Origin of the sequence: Streptomyces sp. NBC_00442 (assembly GCF_036014195.1) — a bacterium.
Classification (GTDB): Bacteria; Actinomycetota; Actinomycetes; order Streptomycetales; family Streptomycetaceae; genus Streptomyces.
The window spans coordinates 119,378-139,302 of sequence record NZ_CP107918.1 but is presented as its reverse complement, the minus strand read 5'-3'; the positions used below and the strand labels follow the sequence as shown (position 1 = coordinate 139,302).

Genomic DNA, 19,925 nt, shown 5'->3' with positions numbered 1-19,925 from the left:
CCCGAACCCCCAGGTCGATGCCGTGCGCGGGAGCCGTAAGGTTGCCGCACGGGAGGCCGACGCGCAGCAGGGGAGTGGGTAGCTACATGAAACGCTCATGGTGGAGCGCTTTGCGGAGAACTCCGATTGCGGTCTGGAACAATGACGTCACCGACTGGGCCGCCGCTCTGACCTATTACTCCGTGCTGGCCCTTTTCCCCGTCATGCTGGTCATCCTCTCGGTTCTGGGACTGGCCGTACCGACGGCCGCCCCCGAAGTAATTGCCCGGGTGACGCTGGCTGTTCCGCCCGAGGCGCGCGACCTGATGCGCAGCAATCTGCAGGACATGTCGCAGCAGACGTCCGCCGCGTGGTTGTTGATCGTGTTCGGAGGAGTGGGCGCCCTGTGGTCCGGCTCCAGCTATCTGGCCGTGTTCAGGCGTGCGCTGCACGCGATGCACCGTGAGGACGCGAACCGCCCCGTGTGGAGGACCGCCCCGCGCATCATCCTCACCGCGGTGTCCCTGATCGCCCTGCTGCTCGTCACCATCATCTCCCTGACGGTGACCGGGAACCTGGCCGAGCGAGTGGGCCGGGCATTGAACTGGGGGCAGGTGCCGCAGGCGGCCTGGGACGCCCTGCGGTGGCCGGTGCTGGGCGCGGTGGCGGTTCTCCTCGTGCTGGTGCTCTACCGGTCGGGCCCTGCCTCGTCGCGCGCCGCACGGAAGATGGCGCCGGGAGGTGCCCTGGCGGTGGTCCTGCTCCTGTCCGCCTCACTCGGATTCGCGGTCTACGCCTCCCATGTGGGCACCTACCACCGTTTGTACGGTTCGCTCGCCGGCCTCGTCATCTTCCTGATCTGGCTGTGGCTCTCCAACCTGGCGCTCCTGATGGGCGCCCAGTTCAACGCGGAGCTGAGCGGGACCGCCTCCGTCGAGGCGCCGGCGCGGGACGGGCTCGCCGGGCAGGACCCGGAGCTTCCCCGCTAGGACGGCCGTGCGGTAACGGCTCAGAGATGACTGGCGCAGTAATACAGGGGAAGACGATCATTGTCGTCTCATCGCCACTGCCGGAAGGTGAACCGCCTGACCCACCATGTCCCCGTCCATCCGCCGTTCAGCACGTCTGATGCGGCGGTCTCTGCGATTGCGACAACTCTGTGCCCCGACGAACGCCGCCGAGAACCTACGATCCCCCCACGGCCCCCTCCGCTGCATTTCCGCCGCAGAGCCCCGCTCCCGGGCCGGACACGATGGGTCTGACCGAGCGGGAGATCTCCCTGGTACGCGCCGGCCTGGCGGTGATCGAACCGCAGGCGGGTGAGGTGACGGTCTACTTCTACGCCATCCTCTTCTCACGTTACCCGCAGGTACGCGAGCTCTTCCCCGCCGACATGGACGTCCAGCGGGACAGACTGCTGCGGGGCCTGCTGCGCATCATCGAACTCGTCGACGACCCGCCCCGCCTCGTCCAGTTCTGCACGCTCCTCGGCCGCGACCACCGCAAGTTCGGAACGCTCGAAGCGCACTACCCGGCCGTCGGCGAATGCCTGCTCGCGGCGCTGGCCCGGTACGCCGGGACCGCCTGGAGCCAGGAGATGGCCTCGGCCTGGACCCACGCCTACAACACGGCGGCCCGCGTCATGATCCTCGCGGCAGAGGACGACAGCCGCCTGCGCCCCGCCACATGGAAGGCGGAAATCGTCGGCCACGTGCCCCGCGGCCACGGCATCGCCGAGATCACCGTCCGGCCCGACCAGAACTACCCCTATGCCGCCGGTCAGTACGTCAGCATGGAAACGTCCTGGAGACCGCTGGCCTGGCGCCACTACTCTCCGGCCAACGCCCCGCGGCCGGACAACACGCTCACCTTCCACGTCCGTGCCGTCTCCGGCGGAACCGTCAGCAGCGCCCTGGTCCATCATGCGGTCCTGGGTGACATCGTCCAACTCGGGCCCCCGCAGGGGGACATGACCCTCGATGCGGCCGAAGACCGCGACCTGGTGTGTGTGGCAGGCGGCACGGGGCTCGCCCCCATTCGCGCCATCCTGGAAGAGGCGGCCCGCAGCGGTATGCGCCGCTATGTCGACCTCTTCGTCGGCGCCCGCACCGCGGAGGAGCTCTACGGCCTCGACGACATGCTGCGCATGGCCCAGCGCCAGTACTGGCTGTCCGTCCGGGCCGCCGTCTCCCACCAGCACATCGTGGGCCGCGAGGGGACGCTCCCGCAGGTGCTGCGGGAGTTCGGACCCTGGGACCAGCACGAGGCGTTCCTCTGCGGGCCGCCCGACATGGTCATCTCCGCGGCCCGTACCCTCCTGGGCAGCGGCGTGCCCATGGCCAGAATCCACCACGACCCCCTCGACACTCCCGTCCTCAACACGCCGCTCGCTCCGGCACGAGACCCCCAGGAGAACGCACCGCTGTGAACAGTTCCCACCCCATGCCCTCCCAGGGGGAGCGGGCCCTTCAGGCACACCTCGACACGCAGGAGCGCGCGGACTCCTTCTACTCGCGCCAGGTGCACAGCGCTCTGACACCGCCGATGCGGGACTTCATCGGCCGCCAGTCGATGATGTTCATCTCGACCGCCGGCAGAACGGGGCACTGTGACGCGAGCTTCCGGGCGGGACCACCGGGATTCGTCACCGTGCTCGACGACGGCACCCTGACCTATCCCGAATACCGCGGCAACGGGGTCCTGGCCAGCGCCGGGAACATCATGGAAAACCCCCATATCGGCCTGCTCTTCATGGACTTCACCCACCACCACATCGGTCTGCACATCAACGGGACCGCCGCCGTGGTGGCTGCCGGTGACCCGCGCGCGGCCCACGCCCGCATTCCCCTCGACACCGCCCCCGGCCGCAAGCCCGAACTGTGGATCTACATCACGGTGCAGGAGGCGTACGTCCATTGCTCGAAGCACATACCCCACCTGGAACCCGCCCTGCGCCCCCGCCGTGACTCGGACCAACGCCCCAAGGACGGCGACTACTTCACCGCCCCGTCCGCGGCTCCGTCCCCCGCCCAGCCCTCGGCCGCGTGGACTTAGCGCCGGGTGTCGTCGCCGGAGGTGAGGCCGGCCAGACCGGAGATGGTCAGGACCGGGTCCAGCAGGGGATTGGCGACGAGCTGGAGACGGCCGGCGTGCGGGAAGAGCACGCTCAGGCCGGCGCTGTCGAGATATTCGACGCCGGTGAGATCGAGGACCAGGGGCCCGGCGGTGCGCGCGAGGGCGGCGGCCAGCTCACCGGCATTGCTCATGTCGATCTCACCGACCGCGGTCACCCGCGCGGTGCCGTCGGGCCGGTCATCGTGCGTGAGCGTCAGGGCAGTGGTCATCAGGAGATCCTCGTGTGCATGTCGACGGTGGTACCGGACGGGCCGGGGGTGACGGTGACCCGCTGCATCAGCGCCCGCATCAGGCCCATGCCACGGCCGCGGTGGGCGTTGAACTCCGGCTGCGGAGCCTTCCAGCTGCCGCTGTCGGCGATGGTCAGGTGCAGATCGTCGACGAACGCCTCGGCCCGGAAGTGGATGGTGTCGCCCGGGGCGTCGCGGTGGCCGTGCTCGATGGCGTTGGCACAGGCCTCGCCCGCGGCGACCAGGATGTTCTGCACCATCGTGGGAGGCAGGTCGCACTGGTCGAGCCAGCTGCGCAGCGACTTGCGTACGGGGGCGAGCTGCGAGGACTCCGCGGGGAAGGACATCTCCAGCGGCGCGGGATGCCGGTAGAGCAGCAGGGCGACGTCGTCGTCGTAGCCGCCCGCGGGAGCGAGCTTCGACATCACGTCGGTCGCCAGTTGGTCGACGGCGGTGTTGCGGCCGTCCTGGAGGGCCTCACTTGCCTGGTCGATACCGGCACTGAGCGGCCGCCGCCGGCGTTCGACGAGCCCGTCCGTGTACAGCAGGAGGGTCGACCGGGCCGGTATGACACAGGTGCCCTCGGGACGCCGACTGCCCACGCGGACGGCCAGCGGCAGCGAGCGGCCGTCTTCGAGGAGCTGAGTGGTGCCGTCCGGGCGGACGAGGATGCCGGGCGGATGGCCGGCACTGGAGTAGGTCAGCCGGCCGGTTTCGGCGTCCAGGACGCCGCAGAAGACGGTCGTGCACACCGCGCCCGGGACGCCGGCCGCGAACTGGTCCAGGGCCATCAGCGTCTGCGCGGGGCTCGCGTCCTGGAGCAGCAAGGCGCGGCAGGCGCTGCGCAGTTGGCCCATGACGCTGGCGGCTTCGAGGCCCCGGCCGACACAGTCGCCGACGACGATGCCGATACGACCGTCGGCAAGGGCCACGGTGTCGTACCAGTCGCCGCCGACCTCCAGGGGCTGGGTGGCGGGTTCGTAGCGCACGGCGAAACCGTCGGGCAGCCGAGAGGGGCCGAGGATGGCCCGTTGCAGGGCGATGGCGGTCTCGCGCTGCTGGTCGATCTGGTGGGCACGGTTCAGCCCCTGCGCGAGGTGACCGGCCAGGAGGGAGAGCAGCAGCTGGTCCTCCCCGGTGAAGGGCCGGTTCTCGCCCAGGTCGATCGACAGGGCGAGCGGGCCGTCGGGGAACTCCAGGAGGATGCCGGCCCCGGTGGCCTCCACGACCGGCGTCAGGATCGGCCCGTGCCGCAGGGCGTTGAGCGAGCCGCGCCGTTCGGCGGGAAGGTCCGGCCACATGAGGGCCGGGTCCGTGGAGGTCAGCGCGGGTTCGTCTCCGTGGTCGAACACGGCCGCCACGACCGACCGGGCGCGCCACAGCTTCTTCAGCTCGCGCAGGGCCCCGGCGAGGGCCTCGGACAGGCTGGTGGCTCGCGACAGACACGTGCTGAGGGCGGCCAGGGCGCTCTCGCGCTGGATGGCGTAGTGCTCGGCCGTGACGTCGCGGAAGGTGCCGACCGTCACGCGGCGTCCGGTGTCGGGATCGTCGACCTGGTTGAACGTGGCCGTCGCCCACAGGCGGTGCCCGTCCCGGTGGGTTATCGGAATGGTGTAGGAGCCCTTGGTGCTGCCGAGCAGCACGGCGAAGGCGTCGCCGACCTGGCGGTGCGCCTCGGAGTCGGTGACGGCGTCGGGCCACCACGGGTGGATCGGCCGGTAGGGCAGGCCCTCCGCCCCGTAGCCGAGGATGTCCGTGAACGCCGTGTTGATCTCGATGACGGCCCCCTCCTCGTCACAGACGAAGAAGGCCTCCTGCAAGGACTCCACCAGCGCGGTGCGCCAGCGCGCGTGATGGCTGCGCAGCCGTGCCAACGCGATGTTCGCCCGTACCCGGGCGAGGAGGTCGGCGGCCGCGAACGGTTTGACCAGGTAGTCGTCGGCACCGGCCTGCAGCCCCTCGATGGAGGCCTCCTGCCCGGCTCGCGCGGACAGGAGCACGACGGGGACCGACGCGGTCCGGGGGTGGGACCGCAGCTCCGCGAGCAGTTCGAGCCCGTCCATGTGGGGCATCATGACGTCGCTGATGACCAGGTCGAACGTGTGCGCGCGGACGGCCCGCAGCGCCTCCAGGCCGTCGTTGACCGAGCTGACCCGGTACCCAGCCCCGCGCAACAGGCGGGTGAGGTACTCGCGCATGTCGGCGTTGTCGTCGGCGATCAGCACATGGGCCGAATCCGGGGCGGGGACCTGGCCGTCGGGGCTCTCGGCCGCCACGCTCTCCACCGCGCCGGACACGGCCGTGGTCTGTTCGCCGGGCAGCCAGCGAAGGGCCTCCTGCACGAACGGCTCGGTCACGGTGGGAGCCGCGCCGGGATGCGTCGTCGCGACCACGGCATCGGCAGGCAGGTGCGCGGAGCCGAACGGCAGACGGATGGTGAACTCGGTGCCCCGGCCTTCGACGGAAGTGGCGGTGATCTCCCCGCCGTGCAGCGCGACCAGCTCCTTCACCAGGGCCAGACCGATGCCACTGCCCTCGTTGGAGCGGGAACGGGCGTTTTCGATGCGGTGGAAACGTTCGAAGAGGCGGGGCATCTCCTGTGCGGCGACGCCGATCCCCGAGTCGGCGACCGTCACCGTCGCCACACCGTCCTCGACACCCACGGCGACCTTGATCGAGCCCTCGAAGGTGAACTTCAGCGCATTGCTGAGCAGGTTGAGAATCACCTTCTCCCACATGCCGCGGTCGATGAAGACCGGTTCGGGCAGTGCGGGGCAGTCCACGAGGAAGTCCAGGCCGGCCCGGTCCACGGCGGAACGGAACACGCTGGCCAGCTCGCTGGTCACGGCGGCCAGGTCCACCGGCTCGTAACTCGCCTGCATCCGGCCCGCTTCGATGCGGGAGAAGTCCAGGAGGGTGTTGACCAGCTTGCCGAGGCGCAGCCCGTTGCGGTGGATGACCTCCAGTTCCTCACGCCCGCCCGTGTCCCCCTGGCGTTGGCGCAGCTCCTCCACCGGCCCCATGATCAGGGTCAGAGGCGTACGGAACTCGTGGCTGATGTTGGAGAAGAACGTCGTCTTCGCCCGGTCCAGCTCCGCGAGTTCCTCCGCACGGCGCTGCTGCGCCTGGTAGCTGCGGGCGCTGGCCACTCCCGTGGCGACGTGCCCGGCGACCAGTTCGACGAAGCCGCGGTATCCGTCGTCCAGGTCCCGGTACCGGTTCAGGCCCACCACCATGAATCCGTACGGGTCGCCGCCCTGCTGCTTCAGGGGCACGATCAGCGCCTCAAGAGGCGCTTCGGCCCACTCGCCCGTAGGCAGGTCCGCGAACACGGCGCCGTCCAACGGGACCACCACCGTCTCGCCCCGGGCGGGAAGATCCGCCGGCCACACCGTACCGGCGCCGGGCGCGATGAGCGGCACGGCGGCCGGGTGGCCGGGGCGCATTCCGGTGACGGAGGCCAGCGCCGCGGCGCCGTCGTCCTGGAAGAGATACGTGAGCGTGAACGGCAGGTCGTGCGGGTTGCGGCTCAGCTGTGCCCGCGCGAAGTCGAGCATCTCCTGCTCGGTGCGCACCACACTGGGATCGGAGCCCAGGTCGCGCAGCGTGGCCATCCGCCGTTCCCCGATGACCCGTTCGGTCTCCTCGTTGACCACGCACAGCATCCCGACCACGAGGCCGGCGTCGTCGCGCAGCGGGCTGTAGGAGAACGTGTGGTAGCTCTCCTCCGGATAGCCGGAGCGTTCCACGAACAGCAGCAGCGCCTGGTCCCAGGTGGCCTCGCCCGTGGTGAGGACGGTGTCGATACGGGGGCCGATGTCGCGCCAGATCTCCGCCCAGACCTCGCTCGCCGGCCGCCCCAGGGCCCACGGGTACTTGCGGCCCAGGGTGTCGCGCCGGTAGGCGGCGTTGCAGAAGAACGTCAGCTCCGGGCCCCAGGCCATCCACATCGAGAACTTGGACGACAACAGGATGCTCACGGTCGTCTTGAGGCTCTGCGGCCAGCCCTCCGGGTCCCCGAGCGGGGTCGAGCCCGCCCAGTCCACCAGAGCCAGATCCCGGCCGACGACCGTGTCCGCGGCGAACACATCGGTCGTACCCGCACCCGTCGCCTCCGGGCCGGCACCCTCGGAACGCGTCACTGCCCACCCCTTCGTTCATGACGGCCGGTGCGCGAGCACGGCCTTTCGGCGCCCGGTCGACGGTCCCCGCAGCCGAGCGCCTTGATCGCCACGACCTGTGAGATACCCGGGTGACCGTGGTTCATCCAGGGAAAGCTCGTTGACGTGATCCGTAGGATAGGACGACCTGTGACCCGACGGGAGGACCGGCCCTCCACCTGACACCCCACGCCGGCCGCGAGGCCGGCAATCCGACGGCCACGGTGCACGAATTCTTCGCCGATCTGGGTACCGGGAGAGTGACGTCACCGCGTGGCTCGCCCTGCCCGTCCCGCCCCACCGAGCACTTCGGCCCGCTCAGGAGAACAGCCCAGGAGAACAAGTGACTGATCGCCTTTTGACCGCCTCCAGCCACACCCACGCTCGGGGGGCCAGGGTGGTGGTCGTGGCCGGTGAGCTCGACCACCACACCGCGCCGGAGCTCTCCCGGGTCATCCAGGCAACGGCGTTCGACGCCGGCGTCCCGGTACTGATCGACCTGTCCGACCTCGCGTACTGCGACTCCACCGGCATCACCGTGCTCATCGGCGCCGACCGGCGTGCGCGCGACGCCGGAACCCCGCTGTCCGTGGTCGGTGTCCCCGACGACCTGATGCACGTGTTCCGCATCATCGGCCTCGACCAGCTCTTCACCTTCCGGCCCACGGTCGAGGACGCCATCAACGCCCTGTACGCCTGACGGGGTTCGGGGGCCGGATTCGACGGCTGGTGGAGGTGTCGCGCCAACTCGCGTGCGCAGGCGTGGTGTCGACGACCGACGGGGGTGGCCGAAACCGGTCACCGGCGGCACCGACCCGGGGCGGAACGAGGGGGTGGACGTCTAGGTTCGGCCCCAGACGCCTCTGGAGCCTCTGGCGCCTCGACTGGATGACGGGGCGAGGGGGGATCGGCGTCGTCCAAGGAGGACGGCTCCGGTCGGCGTCAACCGAGCGAACCGAGAGGACTGGTGTGCAGTGAAGGGCCAAGTCGGTCACAGAGGGAGCCGTTCCGTGAGAGCGGTGTTCCGCGCCAGGATGGCTGCGGTGGCGGGGGCGGTCGCGTTGCTCGCGGCGGTGCTCACCGGGGCGGGCGCCGGCACGGCAGCCGCCGCGGACGGTGGCGCGCGGGCCGCCGCGGTGGGGGGATGGACCTGCCCCGGGGTGGCCGTTCCGCCCGGATACGTCATCACCATGTTCAACAGCAGCGGTTGCAACGGCGCGGGCGCGTGGTTGCAGCAGCCCGTCCGCGACGGAATATGGACCTGCTCGGGGTCGCCGATCGTGTCGGGCTACGTCATCACCAATTACGACCGCAACGGCTGCAGCGGTGTGGGCGGCTGGTACCACCAGGTGGTCCGCAACGGCATCTGGACCTGCCCGTACTCACCGATCCCCGCGGGCTACCGCAGCACCACGCACGACGCGCGAGGTTGCAGCGGTCTGGGCGCCTGGCTCACCGTTCGGGCCTGACGCGACCGGGGGCGCGGAACATCCACGGAGACAGGCGCTCCGGCGGGTGTTCCGCTCGCACGTCGCTCGGGACCGGCTTTTTCGGAGTTCGGTGTGCTGCGGATGTCGAGAACGTGCCACCGGCTCCGTCCCAGGGACACCAGCGGCCTTCCCCGGCCGCACGAGGCGGCACGAGGCCGCGTAGAAGAAGGAGAGACCGGCATGGCGATTCAGCGGATGGACAACATCGGCATCGTCGTCGAGGACATGGACGCCGCGATCGCGTTCTTTGTGGAACTCGGCATGGAGCTGGAAGGCAGGGCCGAGGTCGAGGGCCTCGTCGCCGACCAGTGCACGGGACTCGACGGCGTCCACTGTGACATCGCGATGGTCCGCACCCCGGACGGCCACAGCCGGCTCGAACTGGCGAAATACCGCAGCCCCGCGCTGATCGGGACCGGTCCGCGCGACCGGCCGCACAACGTTCTGGGCACGCATCGCGTCATGTTCGCCGTCGACGACATCGAGGACACCGTCGCCCGTCTGCGCCCCCACGGCGCCGAACTCCTCGGCGAGATCGCCCGGTTCGAGGACAGCTATCTGCTCTGCTACCTCCGCGGCCCGGCGGGCATCATCATCGGACTGGCCGAGCAATTGCACTGAGGCCGAGCCGTCGGCAGGGCAGCCACGTGGCGTGACACGCCCATGGCGATCCGTGGCCCTGCCTCCCGTATGCCTTCGATATCCGGGGTCTGCGACCGCCCGAACCCATCCCTTTAAAGGGTATGAATCGTAGCAATCTGTCACTTTCGGGCAGAAATATGGTGAGGCGGCCCACAGGACCCACGTCACATATGGGTTGTGTTAGTAGCCCAAGTGATGCGATGAAGGTCGGCCGTAGGGTGCCTCACCTGCAGATATTCCCACCCGTGCGAGCGGGCCGGACGTCCTTCGCTGCGAAGGCGGCTAGTAGGAGGGGGGCGTTGCCAGGCGGTGCGGGCATCGGTAGAACTGGATGAGTCGCCAGGCGGCACGGGTGCTTCACCCGCCGCAGACGAACCCCTCTCCTCCGTGTGAGTGGCTCCCTCATGTCCTCGACATGCCGCGACCGTCCTCGTCCCCTTCGGAAGGCCTCTTGTGTCCAACGCAGTCATCCGCCGCATCGCCGCTTCCAAGAAGACCCTCGCGGGTACCGTCGTCGCCGTCGGTGTCGCCGGTTCCCTGTTCGCCACGGTTCCCGCCCAGGCGGCGGCCCCGACGAACGCCAAGGCGATCGCCCAGCAGATGATCAAGGACCCGGCGCAGTTCGAGGCGTTCAGCAAGATCGTCTCTCACGAGAGTGGCTGGAACCACAAGGCCACGAACTCCTCCTCGGGTGCCTACGGCCTGGTCCAGGCCCTGCCGGCGTCGAAGATGGCCTCGGCCGGCGCGGACTGGAAGACCAACCCCGCCACGCAGATCAAGTGGGGTCTGGACTACATGAACTCCCGCTACGGCAGCCCCGTCGGCGCCTGGAACTTCTGGTCCGCCCACCACTGGTACTGAGCCACTCTGGCGGTAGCCGTCACTGGCAGCCCTCAGAGGGCAGCAGACGCACGAAACGCTCGGCCGGGATCTCCCGGCCGAGCGTTTTCGCGTTCCCGGCCGGCGGCGGCGACGGGCCGGGGCCGGCCGGGGCGGCGTGCGGCGCACCCCTCGTCAGCAGGAGATCACCGGGTTGGTCTCGGAGCTGATGGAGGTGTCCTTCATGAAACCCCAGACCCCGTTGTCGGCCTTCGTCATCAGCCAGCGGTAGGGGTGCGGCCCACCGACGTACGCTCCCTTGTCGATCCGGCAGCTGAACCAGCTGTACGTCGTGTACATGCGGCCGACGACCTTGCCCGGATGGTCGAAGCTGTCGTAGACGGCCGCGCCGTAGGCGTTGTGGCAGTAGTAGGCGGGCCCGTTGACGACGCAGGCATCCGCGGCCGAGGCCGAGGGGGCGGATACGCCGAGGCACGCCAGCGCGGCGCCGACGGTGACGACGACGCCCGCCCCTCGTGATGGAGTACGCATGAAGTCCCCCTCTGTGTACGTGAGTTGTCGGGGCGTCAGCAGCGGGCGGAGACAGGCAGGTTGGCGTACTCGTTGCCCTTGAAGTACACGGCGCTGCTGTAACCGTCGGCGAAGCCGATCCAGATGTTGTTGGTGATCCCGTGGTCGGTCACGGTGTCGCCGAGGGTCCAGCAGTAGGCGGTGTAGGTCCTGCCCGCGGTGAGCGTGGCCAGGTAGGCGCCGTTCTTCCGGGGAAGCTTGCGGACGTTGACGTTCTCGTACGGGACGACGCTGTAGCCGGAGGCCGGCAGCGCCGCGGCCGCGGGCCGGGCGGTGGTCAGCGGCTGGGCATGGCCGACACCGGCCGTGGCGGTGACCAGGCCGACGGCGGCCGAGAGGCCGATGAGTCCGGTGCGTACGGCGTGCTTGTTCATGGTTCTCCCTGCCAGTGGGGCCCCGGGAGCGGAGCGCGACGGGTCGCCGTACGGAGAAGGGGGCGCGGGCGTCGGGACGCGTTGCCGCGGAGCCTGATCCGGTCGTCGCCCACCCCCGTGGGGCGGTTTCCGGCCATTCGGTGGCTCCGGCACGGCCCGGCCCCGCCTCCCACCCTTCTCCGAGCGGCGTCTTCGAGCAACGCCGCCGAGCGGCGTCTTCGAGCCGTACCAACGTCCCGCACCGGCCCTGCAACGACCTTGCTATCTTCTTGCAGAGGCAGGAACGACCGGCGCGAAGGGCGGCCCGGCCTGCGGGGTCGCTTCGAGGAGCCGGACGAACAAGGGGCCACACGGACGAGGGGCCTATGGGTACGGAATTCAGACTCCTGGGGGATGTCGGCATCAGCTTCGACGGATCCGACGTCGTACCCGGGACTCCACGCCAGCGCTGCGTTCTCGCCGTGCTCCTCCTGGAGGCCGACCGGCCCGTCCCCGTCGACACGCTGGTGGACCGGGTGTGGGGGAGGGAGCCGCCACCGCGTGCCGTCGCCGCGCTCTACAGCTACATGTCGCGCCTCCGGGCCCTGCGGGCGTCCTCGTCCGGCCGCGACGAGTGGGACATCCAGCGCACGACCGCCGGCTATGTGCTGCGCACCGAACGGGCGGCCGTGGACCTGTTCCGCTTCCGCGACCTGGTCGAGCGAGCGCGCGGCGCGACCTGGCAGGACGCCGGACCCGCCTACGAGCAGGCGCTGGCACTGTGGCGCGGACGTCCGCTCGCCGGCGTGCACTCGGACTGGCTCGACCGGCACCGCCTCACCCTGGACGCCGAGCGCCTGCACGCCACCGTCGCCCGGCACGATCTCCTGCTCGACCAGGGCCGCCACGCGGAGGTCGTCCGGTCCGTGGAGGCCCTTGCCGACGCGTACCCACTGGACGAACTCCTCGCTCATCAGCACATGCTGGCCCTCTACCGGGTCGGCCGGCCCGCCGCCGCCCTCGCCGCGTACGAGCAGCTGCGGGCGGACCTCGTGGAGCAGATGGGCGCGGATCCCGGGCCCCGCCTCCAAGAGCTCCACCAGCGCATCCTCGTCTTCGACGACACCCTGGACCTTCCCTCGCCCGGCCCGCCCGCCGCCGGCCCGTCCGCCGCCGTCGCCACCGGCCCGTCCGCAGCCCGTCCACCCGCACCCGCCCCGGCGCGCGTCCCGCGCCAACTCCCCGCCGTTCCGGCAGGTTTCCTAGGGCGGCGGGACGAACTGCGACTGCTGGACGCCCTGGCCGCACGGACCGGGGCGGACCAGCCCGCGGTCTGTGCGATCACGGGCATGGGCGGCATCGGCAAGACGTGGCTGGCGCTGCGCTGGGCGCACCAGCACATCGAGGCGTTTCCCGACGGCCAGCTCTACGCCCAGCTCAACGGCTTCAGCCCGCACACCCGGCCCGCCGCCCCCGCCGACGTCCTCCAAGCGTTCCTCATGGCCCTGGGCGCCGCCGCACACGAGCTGCCTCCGGACGAGGAGGGCCGGGCGGCGCTGTACCGCACGCTCATGGACGGCCGGCGCGTCCTTGTCGTCCTCGACAACGCACGGGACAGCGCACAGGTACTGCCGCTCCTGGTGGGAGGCCAAGGCTGCCGGACCCTGGTGACCAGCAGGAACACTCTGAACGGCCTCAAGGTCCGGCACGGCGCCGACACCGTTCGGCTGGGCGTGCTGTCCGAAGCGGAGGCGTCGCGCCTGTTCGCCGAGCGCGTCGGCGAAACCGCCGCGGCCCGCGCACCGGCGATGCGTGACATCGTGCGGGCCTGCTCGGGGCTGCCCCTCGCCCTCGACATCGCCGCCGCGCACACCGTGGACCTCCCGCCGGCCTCGCTGGACCAGCTCGCCCAGGACCTGCGCGATCCCCGCACCCGCCTGGACGCCCTCGACGCGGGCGACATGTCCCTCAACCTGCGCGCCCTGTTCACCTCCTCCGAGCACGCGCTGGACCCCGCGGCCGCGGACCTGCTCAACCTGTTCGGTCTCGTCCCGCACCACGACGCGTCCCTCGCCGCGCTGGCCCATCTCGCCGACCGTCCGCCCGCCCGCACCCGGGGGATCCTGCGCAGGCTGGAGGAGGCCTGCCTGGTGCGCGAGAACCGCCCTGGGCGCTACCAGATGCACGACCTGGTCCGGCTGTACGCGCGGGAAGGGGCCTCGGGTCTGGCGAGCGGAACGCGCGCCGAACTCACGGGGCGGCTCATCGACTTCTACGTCCACACCGCCCACGCGGCACACAGCGCCCTGGACCCCCACCGCACGGCACAGGACCCCCTGGGCAGCTCGGAGCCGGGCCCCGCGCCCTTGCGGTTCGCCGACGCCGACAGCGCCCTGGAGTGGTTCGAGGACGAGTACGCGTGCCTCCAGGAGATCGTCACGACGGCCAGGAGCCACGGAGCGCACCGGCAGCTGTGCCAGCTGGTGTCCTCGCTGCACATCTTCCGGTGGCGGCGCGGGCTCTTCGCCGAAAGCATCCGGGCCTGGCACCTCGCCCTGGACGCCGCGCGTGCGACGGAAGACGCCTCCCTGACCGCCCACACCCGTCAGCGTCTCGCCGTCGCCCTCGCGCAGGCCGGCCGTCACGAGGAGGCGCTGCCCCATCTGGGTGCGGCGCTGGCCCACTTCACGGACCACGACGACCTGCCCGGCCGCACCCGCTCGCACCATGCGCTCGCCGAAGTCCACGTCCGCATCAACGCCTATGAGAGTTCCCTGCCGCACTTCGCGCAGGCCGTCGAGGGATACCGGCGCCTGGGCAACCAGGTCGGCGAGTCCAACGCGCTGAACGGCACGGGGTGGGCGCTGGCCCGCCTCGGCCGGTACAGCAGCGGCGAGGAGCACTGCCTGCAGGCCCTGCCGCTGCTACGGCTCCACGACGACGGCGAGGGCCAGGCCGCCACCTGGGACACCCTGGCCCACATCGCCTGGCGCACCGGACGGACCGAACGCGCCTGTTACGCCTACCGTCAGGCCCTCGGCCACTTCCAGGCCATCGGGAACGCCAACCGGGAGGCCGACATCCGGTCCAACCTCGCGGACATCCACGCCGAGCGCGGCGACCTCGAACAGGCCCGCACGGAGTGGACCACCGCACTGAGCCTCTACCGCAGCCAGCACCGCACGGACGACGCCCGCCGCGTCGCCGCGCATCTGGCTGAACCGGGCACCTGAGAAGGCCGGCCCGCGGGCTTCAGCGGGTGGCACGTCCGTAGAGGACGAGGGCACGGGAGAGGGCCGTCAGGGCAGCGGTGCACAGCAGGGTGCGCACGATGTTGGTGGTGGCCCAGGTGCCCTTGAACCTGTCGACGATCGAGAAGTCCGTCATCTTCGCCACGTTGCCGGCGTCGGCCAGCTCGTTGTTCAGCGGGATGTTCACGGAGAAGGTGATCACCAGGACGACGAGGTAGGCCACGGACGCCGCCGCCACCCACATCGCCACACCGCGGCGCCCCTTGCGGAACTCGACGACGGCCGAGCCCGCGGACGTCAGCAGGGCGACCACGAACACCATGCCGAACAGCCCGTTGCCGTCGATCGCCTTGTTGAAGGACCGCATCGCGATGACGTACGTATGCTCGTCGGCCGCCGCCAGACCCGGCATCACGGAGATGTCAAAGGCGAAGAAGAGGCCCGCCATCAAGCCGATGAGGACCGTCGATATCAGGAGAAGGCCCGTCGCCACCTTGCTCCTGCCGACGGTCGCCGGCGCCGGCGGAGCCGGGTGGGGGCTCGGGCCGTGGCCGGGGGACTGCTGAGGTCCAGTGGCCGGGTTGCGGTTCATCGCGCATCCTCATCTGGGGTGTCGGGAAAGATGGCCCAACCCCGTTGGGGGGTCAGGTGGTTCCGAGAACGCTGATCAGGTAGTGCGGCCCGTCGATCTCGTCGTCGGACTTGTCCATCAGGCGATCGCCGACGTACAGCCGGCCTCTGTCGTACAGCAGGTCGTCGTTGCGGTAGTCGTAGATCTCGATGGCCCGGTTGAAGACCTTGTCGTCGTTCGGGAGTTGCATGAGGACGGTCTTCTTCATGGTGGCACCCTCGATGCGGACCACCTCGCCGTGCCCGTACACGGGCGGCGTGCGCAGGGCGATGACGTTGTCGCCGTCCATGCGGATGGGGAACAGCTTTCCCCCGTCACCCGCGTCGACACGGCCCGGTGCCGGTTGGCCGGTGGCGAGGTCGAAGGCGACGAACTCATTGGTGTGGCCGGGAACGTCGGGCGAGACGTTGGCGTGTTCGGCTGTCGGCAGGAACAGCTTGCCGCCGCCTGCGAGGGGGCCGAGGCAGGTTCCCACTTCCAGCTTGCAGTCGATGGCGTACTTCTCGTCGGGGATCGTGATGTGTGCCAGTTCCTTGCCGGTCGCGTCGACCGAGTAGATGTCGGAGACCTTGGCGCCTGAGCTGTCGCCGCCGGGGTAGCCGCCGATGACCAGGGGCTTGGAGGACAGAACGTGCACGTCCCTGAACGCGGAGGACACCTTGTACGTGGACAGCGGCTGGCCGGTCGCGGGGTCCAGAGTCTGCACCGAGAGGGACGGCCTGTCGACGTCGCCGCAGCGGCGGACGGCGACCAGCGCCGGTCCTCCGGCGTAGCCGTCGTCCCGACAGTTGTCGGCGCCGGCCGTGGGCTTCCACAGCAGCTTGCCCGTGGCTATGTCCCAGGCGGCGCCTCCGTCGGTTGCGCTGCCCGCCGCGGCGGTACCGCCGCTGATGGCGATCTCCTGAACGAAGAGGTGTGCGTCACCGGTCCCATCGGCGGAAATTCCGTAAACGGGTGTGCTGGTGTGCCAGAGCATCTTCCCTGTGGTGATGTTGAACGCCGCGATGTTGGAGCAGACTCCGGTGCCCTCGAAGGTGGGTTTCTTCTCGTCGTCGTACGCGATCACGGTGACACCGTCCGCAGTGCTCTGCAGGGTGGTGGCGCACTCCGGCGTGGGAAGGGGAAGCTTCCAGAGCTGCGCGCCGCTTGCCCGGTCGTAGCCGGTGATGTCCTTGAAACCGGCCTTGGCGTACACCTTGTCCGTGGCCCACTCACCGGCGACCCGGTCGGTGGCGCTGATGGCCTTCGGAGCGAACTGGTGGAAGAGCAACTTGCCCTCGGGCGGGGGCCCTTGCTCGCCGCTGCCCGCCCCCTTGCTCGTACCCTCGGCCGCCCCGGCGGTCGGTCCGCCCTTGGCGCCGGCGCCTCCCGACGTCAGATACACGGTCCCGGAACCGAGTACGAGGGCGATCCCGACCGCGATGAGGGCGAAGGCCGGCCATTGCCGCGCGCGCCGGACCTTCGGCAGAGAGACGCTCGTCGGCGGGGCGGTGGGCATGGGCGGAACGACCGGCCCGAACGCCGCGGGAGGCGGCCCGAACTCCGTCGGGGCACCAGGTGGCGGCTGCGGTGGCTGGCTCATGACGTATGTACCTCTGGAGAAGGGAAGGTGCCGACGGCTCGGACGGCGCATGGCCCCGCTGAGAGCGCGGGGCCATACCCCCACCATATGACCCGAGTTGGGATGCGGTTCGGGCGGGAGCCGCTCTCGTCCGCAGGGGCTGCGCGCCGCCGAGCTCGGCTCGGTGTTCCTGCGGTGCGCGGAGCGGTGGTTCGGCGTGTGGTCCTCGGCGGCGCCGCACATCGCGGCCACCGCGGCGACGCCATGGGCGGCTCGAACTCTGGCTGTTTCTCCCGCAGTCCGCACCGTCCGCGTCCGTGGATACTGCTGGTCATGAACAGACCAAAGGCTGTACGGCCCCTCGCCCCGCTCGCCGCCTGTGCGGCCGTCGCCTCTCTGCTGGTGGGCGTCCAGGCCACCCCCGCGTCCGCGGAAACCTTCTGCGGAACCCACTCGGTCGACGGCGCGATCTGGACCGAGTACACCCAGACGCCCGGTGTGCAGCAGTCCCTGGGCTGTCCCACCAGCGATGAACTCGGCCTTCCCGACGGGGTCGGCCGCCGGCAGGTCTTCGACAACGGCTCGATCTCCTGGAGCCCGAACACCGGGGCGCACGCGGTGTGGGGTCTCGTCGGACAGGAGTGGGGCCAGCACGGCTGGGAGGGCGGTTACATGGGGTACCCGCTGACCGACGAGCTGAAGAACCCCGACGGGATCGGCGTCCGCCAGCAGTTCCAGAACGCCACGGTCTACTGGTCACCCGCCAGCGGAGCACACGCGGTGCACGGCAACATCGGCTGGTGGTGGGGAGAGTACGGGTACGAAGGAGGGACGTACGGCTATCCCACCAGCGACGAGTACAACGCCGGGCACATCGGCGGCAATCTCGACGACAACAACGGTGTGCGCCAGGACTTCCAGTCCGGCAAGTACCTCTTGTGGAGCGGGGGTCAGGCCGACGCCTTCGAGTCCTGCCAGACCGCGTGCATCGGCTACGGCGGCGTCACCAGCACGAAGTGGGTGAACAAGACCGAGGTCTACATCAATTGGTCCAACACCCGCTTGACGTCCGTCCACGTGACCCCGACGGCCGCCGCCTTCAAGACCGTCCTCGGCACCGACGACGCCGCCAGTGACGTGAACGAGGACTGGAGGCAGGTGTGGTCCAACACGCGCATGTTCCCCGGCGCCACGCAGACCCAGAACAACTCGACCTACCAACAGCTGATGTGCCACGCGGAGTTCTCCTACCCCAACAACAGTGGCGGGCACTTCGGCGGTCCGACGTGGGATCTGGAAACCTGGCGCCCCGAACTTACCGGGGACAATGACGCCAAGCTCGCGAAGATGCTCGCCTCCAAATGCAATTGGGAGACCGACTCGTAGCACCGATCGGCGGCCGCGACGCTTGTGTCACCGACAGCGGTCCGGGACCGGGCTCCCAGAACCCGGTCCCGTGTGGCCCGCATCCGCTCACGAGGTGGGCATGAGGACGCTGTCGATGATGTAGACGGTGGCGTTGGCGGTGGGCACGTTGCCGCACACGATGTTGGTTCGGCCGTTGACCTTGTAGGCCGAGGCGGATCCGGACGTGGTGAGAGTGGCCCCTTCGAGGGTCTTGAAGCTGCCCTTGCCCAGCTGGTCAGGCGTGATCTTCTGTCCCACCACGTGGTAGGTGAGGATCTTGGTGAGCTGGGCCTTGTCGTTCATCACCTTGTCGAGCGTGCTCTTGGGGATCTTGCTGAACGCATCGTTCGTGGGCGCGAAGACCGTGATGTTCTTCGCGTTGTTCAGCGTGTCGACCAGGCCCGCCTTCTTGGCGGCGGCGACCAGCGTGGAGAGCGCCGGGTTGTGGGAGGCGGCGGTGGCGACCGGGTCCTTGGCCATCCCGCCGAAACTGCCGGAACCCTGCTTGGGCACGCTGGTACAGGCCGGGCCGAAGGGGCCGGGCATGCTGTCGGCGGACGCCGCGAGCGGCACCACGGCGAGGGCGAGCGGGAACGCTACGGCGACGGCACCGATGAGCGCCGAGCGCCTGATGCGGATGCTGTTCATGACTCGTTCCTTCGAGGGGTTCGCGACGCGCACCGCCTCCTTCGGAAGGAGGTGCCGGCCGAGTGGACCTCAGGGAGCGTCCGGTGCCGGGAATGGCGGGTCGTGGCTCGCGTTCCGTCGCACGCCGCACTGGGTATTCGGCGCGCCTGCCGCGGTCGGATTGGTGGCGATTCACGGTTTCTGTACTTTTTCGTGCGAGCCGCACAAACCTGCCGGACAAGCGGGCCCGCACGAGCGAGCCCGGACGAGCGACGCGCGCACGCGCCGGAGTGGGCCCTTGCTGGAAGGCCTGCGCACTCCGGCTCGTCCGCGCCGTCACGGCTCGGTGGCCGCGGTGTGCTCTCGCTTACTTGGGCATCAGGACGGTGTCGACGATGTAGACGGTGGCGTTGGCGGTGGGCACATTGCCGCAGACCACGTTGGCGGAGTCGTTGACCTTGTACGAGGTGCCCGAGCCGGACGTGGTGACCTTGCCCTTCTCCAGGGTGTCGAAGGAGCCGTTCTGCAGCTGCTGGGGCGTGACCTTCTGGCCCACCACGTGGTAGGTCAGGATCTTGGTCAGGGTGGCCTTGTCGTTGAGGACCTTGTCCAGGTCGGCCTTCGGGATCTTCGCGAAGGCGTCGTTGGTGGGAGCGAACACCGTGATGTTCTGTGCGTTGTTGAGGGTGTCGACGAGGCCGGCCTTCTTGACCGCGGCGACCAGCGTGGAGAGCGCCGGGTTGTGGGAGGCGGCGGTGGCGACCGGGTCCTTGGCCATGCCGTCGAACGACCCCGCGCCGTCCTTCGGCACCGTCGCACAGGCCGAGCCGAACGGCTTGTCCGTCATCGACGAGTCTCCGGCCGCCGACGACTGCGCACCCGAGGGTGCGGGGGCCGCGGGGGCGTCCGACGCGGAGGCGGAGCTGTCCTTCTTGCTGTCGTCGCCTCCGCAGGCGGTCAGTACGAGCGGCAGAACGGCGGCGGCGGTGACGGCGATCGCGGCACGGCGGAAACTCAGGGTGTTCATGACTTCTCCTGTGGTGACGTGT

Annotated in this window: 17 protein-coding genes; 9 read left to right on the top strand and 8 right to left on the bottom strand. The window is 69.8% G+C overall.

Features of this window, described 5'->3' with window-relative positions:
* Nucleotides 1-110 precede the first annotated feature (110 nt).
* The 3 genes from OG432_RS00670 to OG432_RS00660 all read left to right on the top strand — a co-directional run bounded on the left by OG432_RS00670 (nucleotide 111) and on the right by OG432_RS00660 (nucleotide 3,033).
* Nucleotides 111-968, top strand: a complete 858-nt coding sequence (locus tag OG432_RS00670) for a YihY/virulence factor BrkB family protein (protein ID WP_328306585.1) — start codon at nucleotides 111-113, stop codon at nucleotides 966-968.
* A 263-nt stretch (nucleotides 969-1,231) separates the two neighbouring features.
* Entirely contained in the window at nucleotides 1,232-2,407 is a 1,176-nt protein-coding gene (locus OG432_RS00665; protein WP_328306583.1) for a globin domain-containing protein, read from the top strand.
* Nucleotides 2,404-3,033 carry a pyridoxamine 5'-phosphate oxidase family protein gene (locus tag OG432_RS00660; protein ID WP_443058313.1) on the top strand — a complete coding sequence of 210 codons (630 nt, stop codon included), beginning with the start codon at nucleotides 2,404-2,406 and terminating at the stop codon, nucleotides 3,031-3,033. The genes OG432_RS00665 and OG432_RS00660 overlap by 4 nt, the downstream gene beginning before the upstream one ends.
* Here the strand turns inward: OG432_RS00660 and OG432_RS00655 are convergent.
* Entirely contained in the window at nucleotides 3,030-3,323 is a 294-nt protein-coding gene (locus OG432_RS00655; RefSeq protein WP_328306581.1) for an STAS domain-containing protein, read from the bottom strand. The genes OG432_RS00660 and OG432_RS00655 overlap by 4 nt on opposite strands.
* Nucleotides 3,323-7,294 (bottom strand): SpoIIE family protein phosphatase, encoded by a 3,972-nt coding sequence (locus OG432_RS00650; RefSeq protein ID WP_328314951.1) that lies wholly within the window; start codon nucleotides 7,292-7,294, stop codon nucleotides 3,323-3,325. The genes OG432_RS00655 and OG432_RS00650 overlap by 1 nt, the downstream gene beginning before the upstream one ends.
* 553 nt (nucleotides 7,295-7,847) lie before the next feature.
* Here OG432_RS00650 and OG432_RS00645 point away from each other — a divergent pair.
* The 4 genes from OG432_RS00645 to OG432_RS00630 all read left to right on the top strand — a co-directional run bounded on the left by OG432_RS00645 (nucleotide 7,848) and on the right by OG432_RS00630 (nucleotide 10,497).
* On the top strand, nucleotides 7,848-8,204 hold the full coding sequence (locus tag OG432_RS00645) for an STAS domain-containing protein (protein WP_328306579.1): 357 nt from the start codon (nucleotides 7,848-7,850) through the stop codon (nucleotides 8,202-8,204).
* 310 nt (nucleotides 8,205-8,514) lie between these two features.
* Nucleotides 8,515-8,973 (top strand): hypothetical protein, encoded by a 459-nt coding sequence (locus tag OG432_RS00640; RefSeq protein WP_328306577.1) that lies wholly within the window; start codon nucleotides 8,515-8,517, stop codon nucleotides 8,971-8,973.
* Between the two features lie 201 nt (nucleotides 8,974-9,174).
* A complete protein-coding gene (locus tag OG432_RS00635) occupies nucleotides 9,175-9,615 on the top strand; it encodes a VOC family protein (RefSeq protein ID WP_328306575.1) in 441 nt (146 codons plus the stop codon).
* Nucleotides 9,616-10,089: 474 nt separating this feature from the next.
* Nucleotides 10,090-10,497 (top strand): transglycosylase SLT domain-containing protein, encoded by a 408-nt coding sequence (locus tag OG432_RS00630; RefSeq protein ID WP_328306573.1) that lies wholly within the window; start codon nucleotides 10,090-10,092, stop codon nucleotides 10,495-10,497.
* 153 nt (nucleotides 10,498-10,650) lie between these two features.
* Here the strand turns inward: OG432_RS00630 and OG432_RS00625 are convergent, their stop codons facing one another.
* A complete protein-coding gene (locus tag OG432_RS00625; RefSeq protein WP_328306572.1) occupies nucleotides 10,651-11,007 on the bottom strand; it encodes a hypothetical protein in 357 nt (118 codons plus the stop codon).
* A gap of 35 nt (nucleotides 11,008-11,042) precedes the next feature.
* Complete coding sequence (locus OG432_RS00620) at nucleotides 11,043-11,420, bottom strand: SH3 domain-containing protein (protein ID WP_328306570.1); 378 nt, start codon at nucleotides 11,418-11,420, stop codon at nucleotides 11,043-11,045.
* Between the two features lie 365 nt (nucleotides 11,421-11,785).
* Here OG432_RS00620 and OG432_RS00615 point away from each other — a divergent pair, with 365 nt between their 5' ends.
* Nucleotides 11,786-14,632, top strand: coding sequence for an AfsR/SARP family transcriptional regulator (locus OG432_RS00615; protein ID WP_328306568.1), 2,847 nt, complete (start codon nucleotides 11,786-11,788; stop codon nucleotides 14,630-14,632).
* Nucleotides 14,633-14,651: 19 nt separating this feature from the next.
* On the opposite strand, the gene OG432_RS00610 is transcribed toward OG432_RS00615, so the two are convergent.
* Together OG432_RS00610 and OG432_RS00605 are read right to left on the bottom strand one after the other, a co-directional pair.
* Nucleotides 14,652-15,242 (bottom strand): anthrone oxygenase family protein, encoded by a 591-nt coding sequence (locus OG432_RS00610; RefSeq protein WP_328306566.1) that lies wholly within the window; start codon nucleotides 15,240-15,242, stop codon nucleotides 14,652-14,654.
* Between the two features lie 52 nt (nucleotides 15,243-15,294).
* Nucleotides 15,295-16,863 carry an outer membrane protein assembly factor BamB family protein gene (locus OG432_RS00605; protein WP_328306564.1) on the bottom strand — a complete coding sequence of 523 codons (1,569 nt, stop codon included), beginning with the start codon at nucleotides 16,861-16,863 and terminating at the stop codon, nucleotides 15,295-15,297.
* A gap of 312 nt (nucleotides 16,864-17,175) precedes the next feature.
* On the opposite strand from OG432_RS00605, the gene OG432_RS00600 reads away from it, so the two are divergent.
* Entirely contained in the window at nucleotides 17,176-18,228 is a 1,053-nt protein-coding gene (locus OG432_RS00600) for a DUF2599 domain-containing protein (protein ID WP_328306562.1), read from the top strand.
* An 87-nt stretch (nucleotides 18,229-18,315) separates the two neighbouring features.
* Here the strand turns inward: OG432_RS00600 and OG432_RS00595 are convergent, their stop codons facing one another.
* Both OG432_RS00595 and OG432_RS00590 read right to left on the bottom strand, forming a co-directional pair.
* Nucleotides 18,316-18,897, bottom strand: a complete 582-nt coding sequence (locus OG432_RS00595; protein ID WP_328306560.1) for a fasciclin domain-containing protein — start codon at nucleotides 18,895-18,897, stop codon at nucleotides 18,316-18,318.
* Between the two features lie 346 nt (nucleotides 18,898-19,243).
* The gene (locus tag OG432_RS00590; protein ID WP_328306558.1) at nucleotides 19,244-19,903 is read right to left on the bottom strand and encodes a fasciclin domain-containing protein; all 660 of its coding nucleotides are present in this window, start codon (nucleotides 19,901-19,903) and stop codon (nucleotides 19,244-19,246) included.
* Nucleotides 19,904-19,925: the final 22 nt, after the last annotated feature.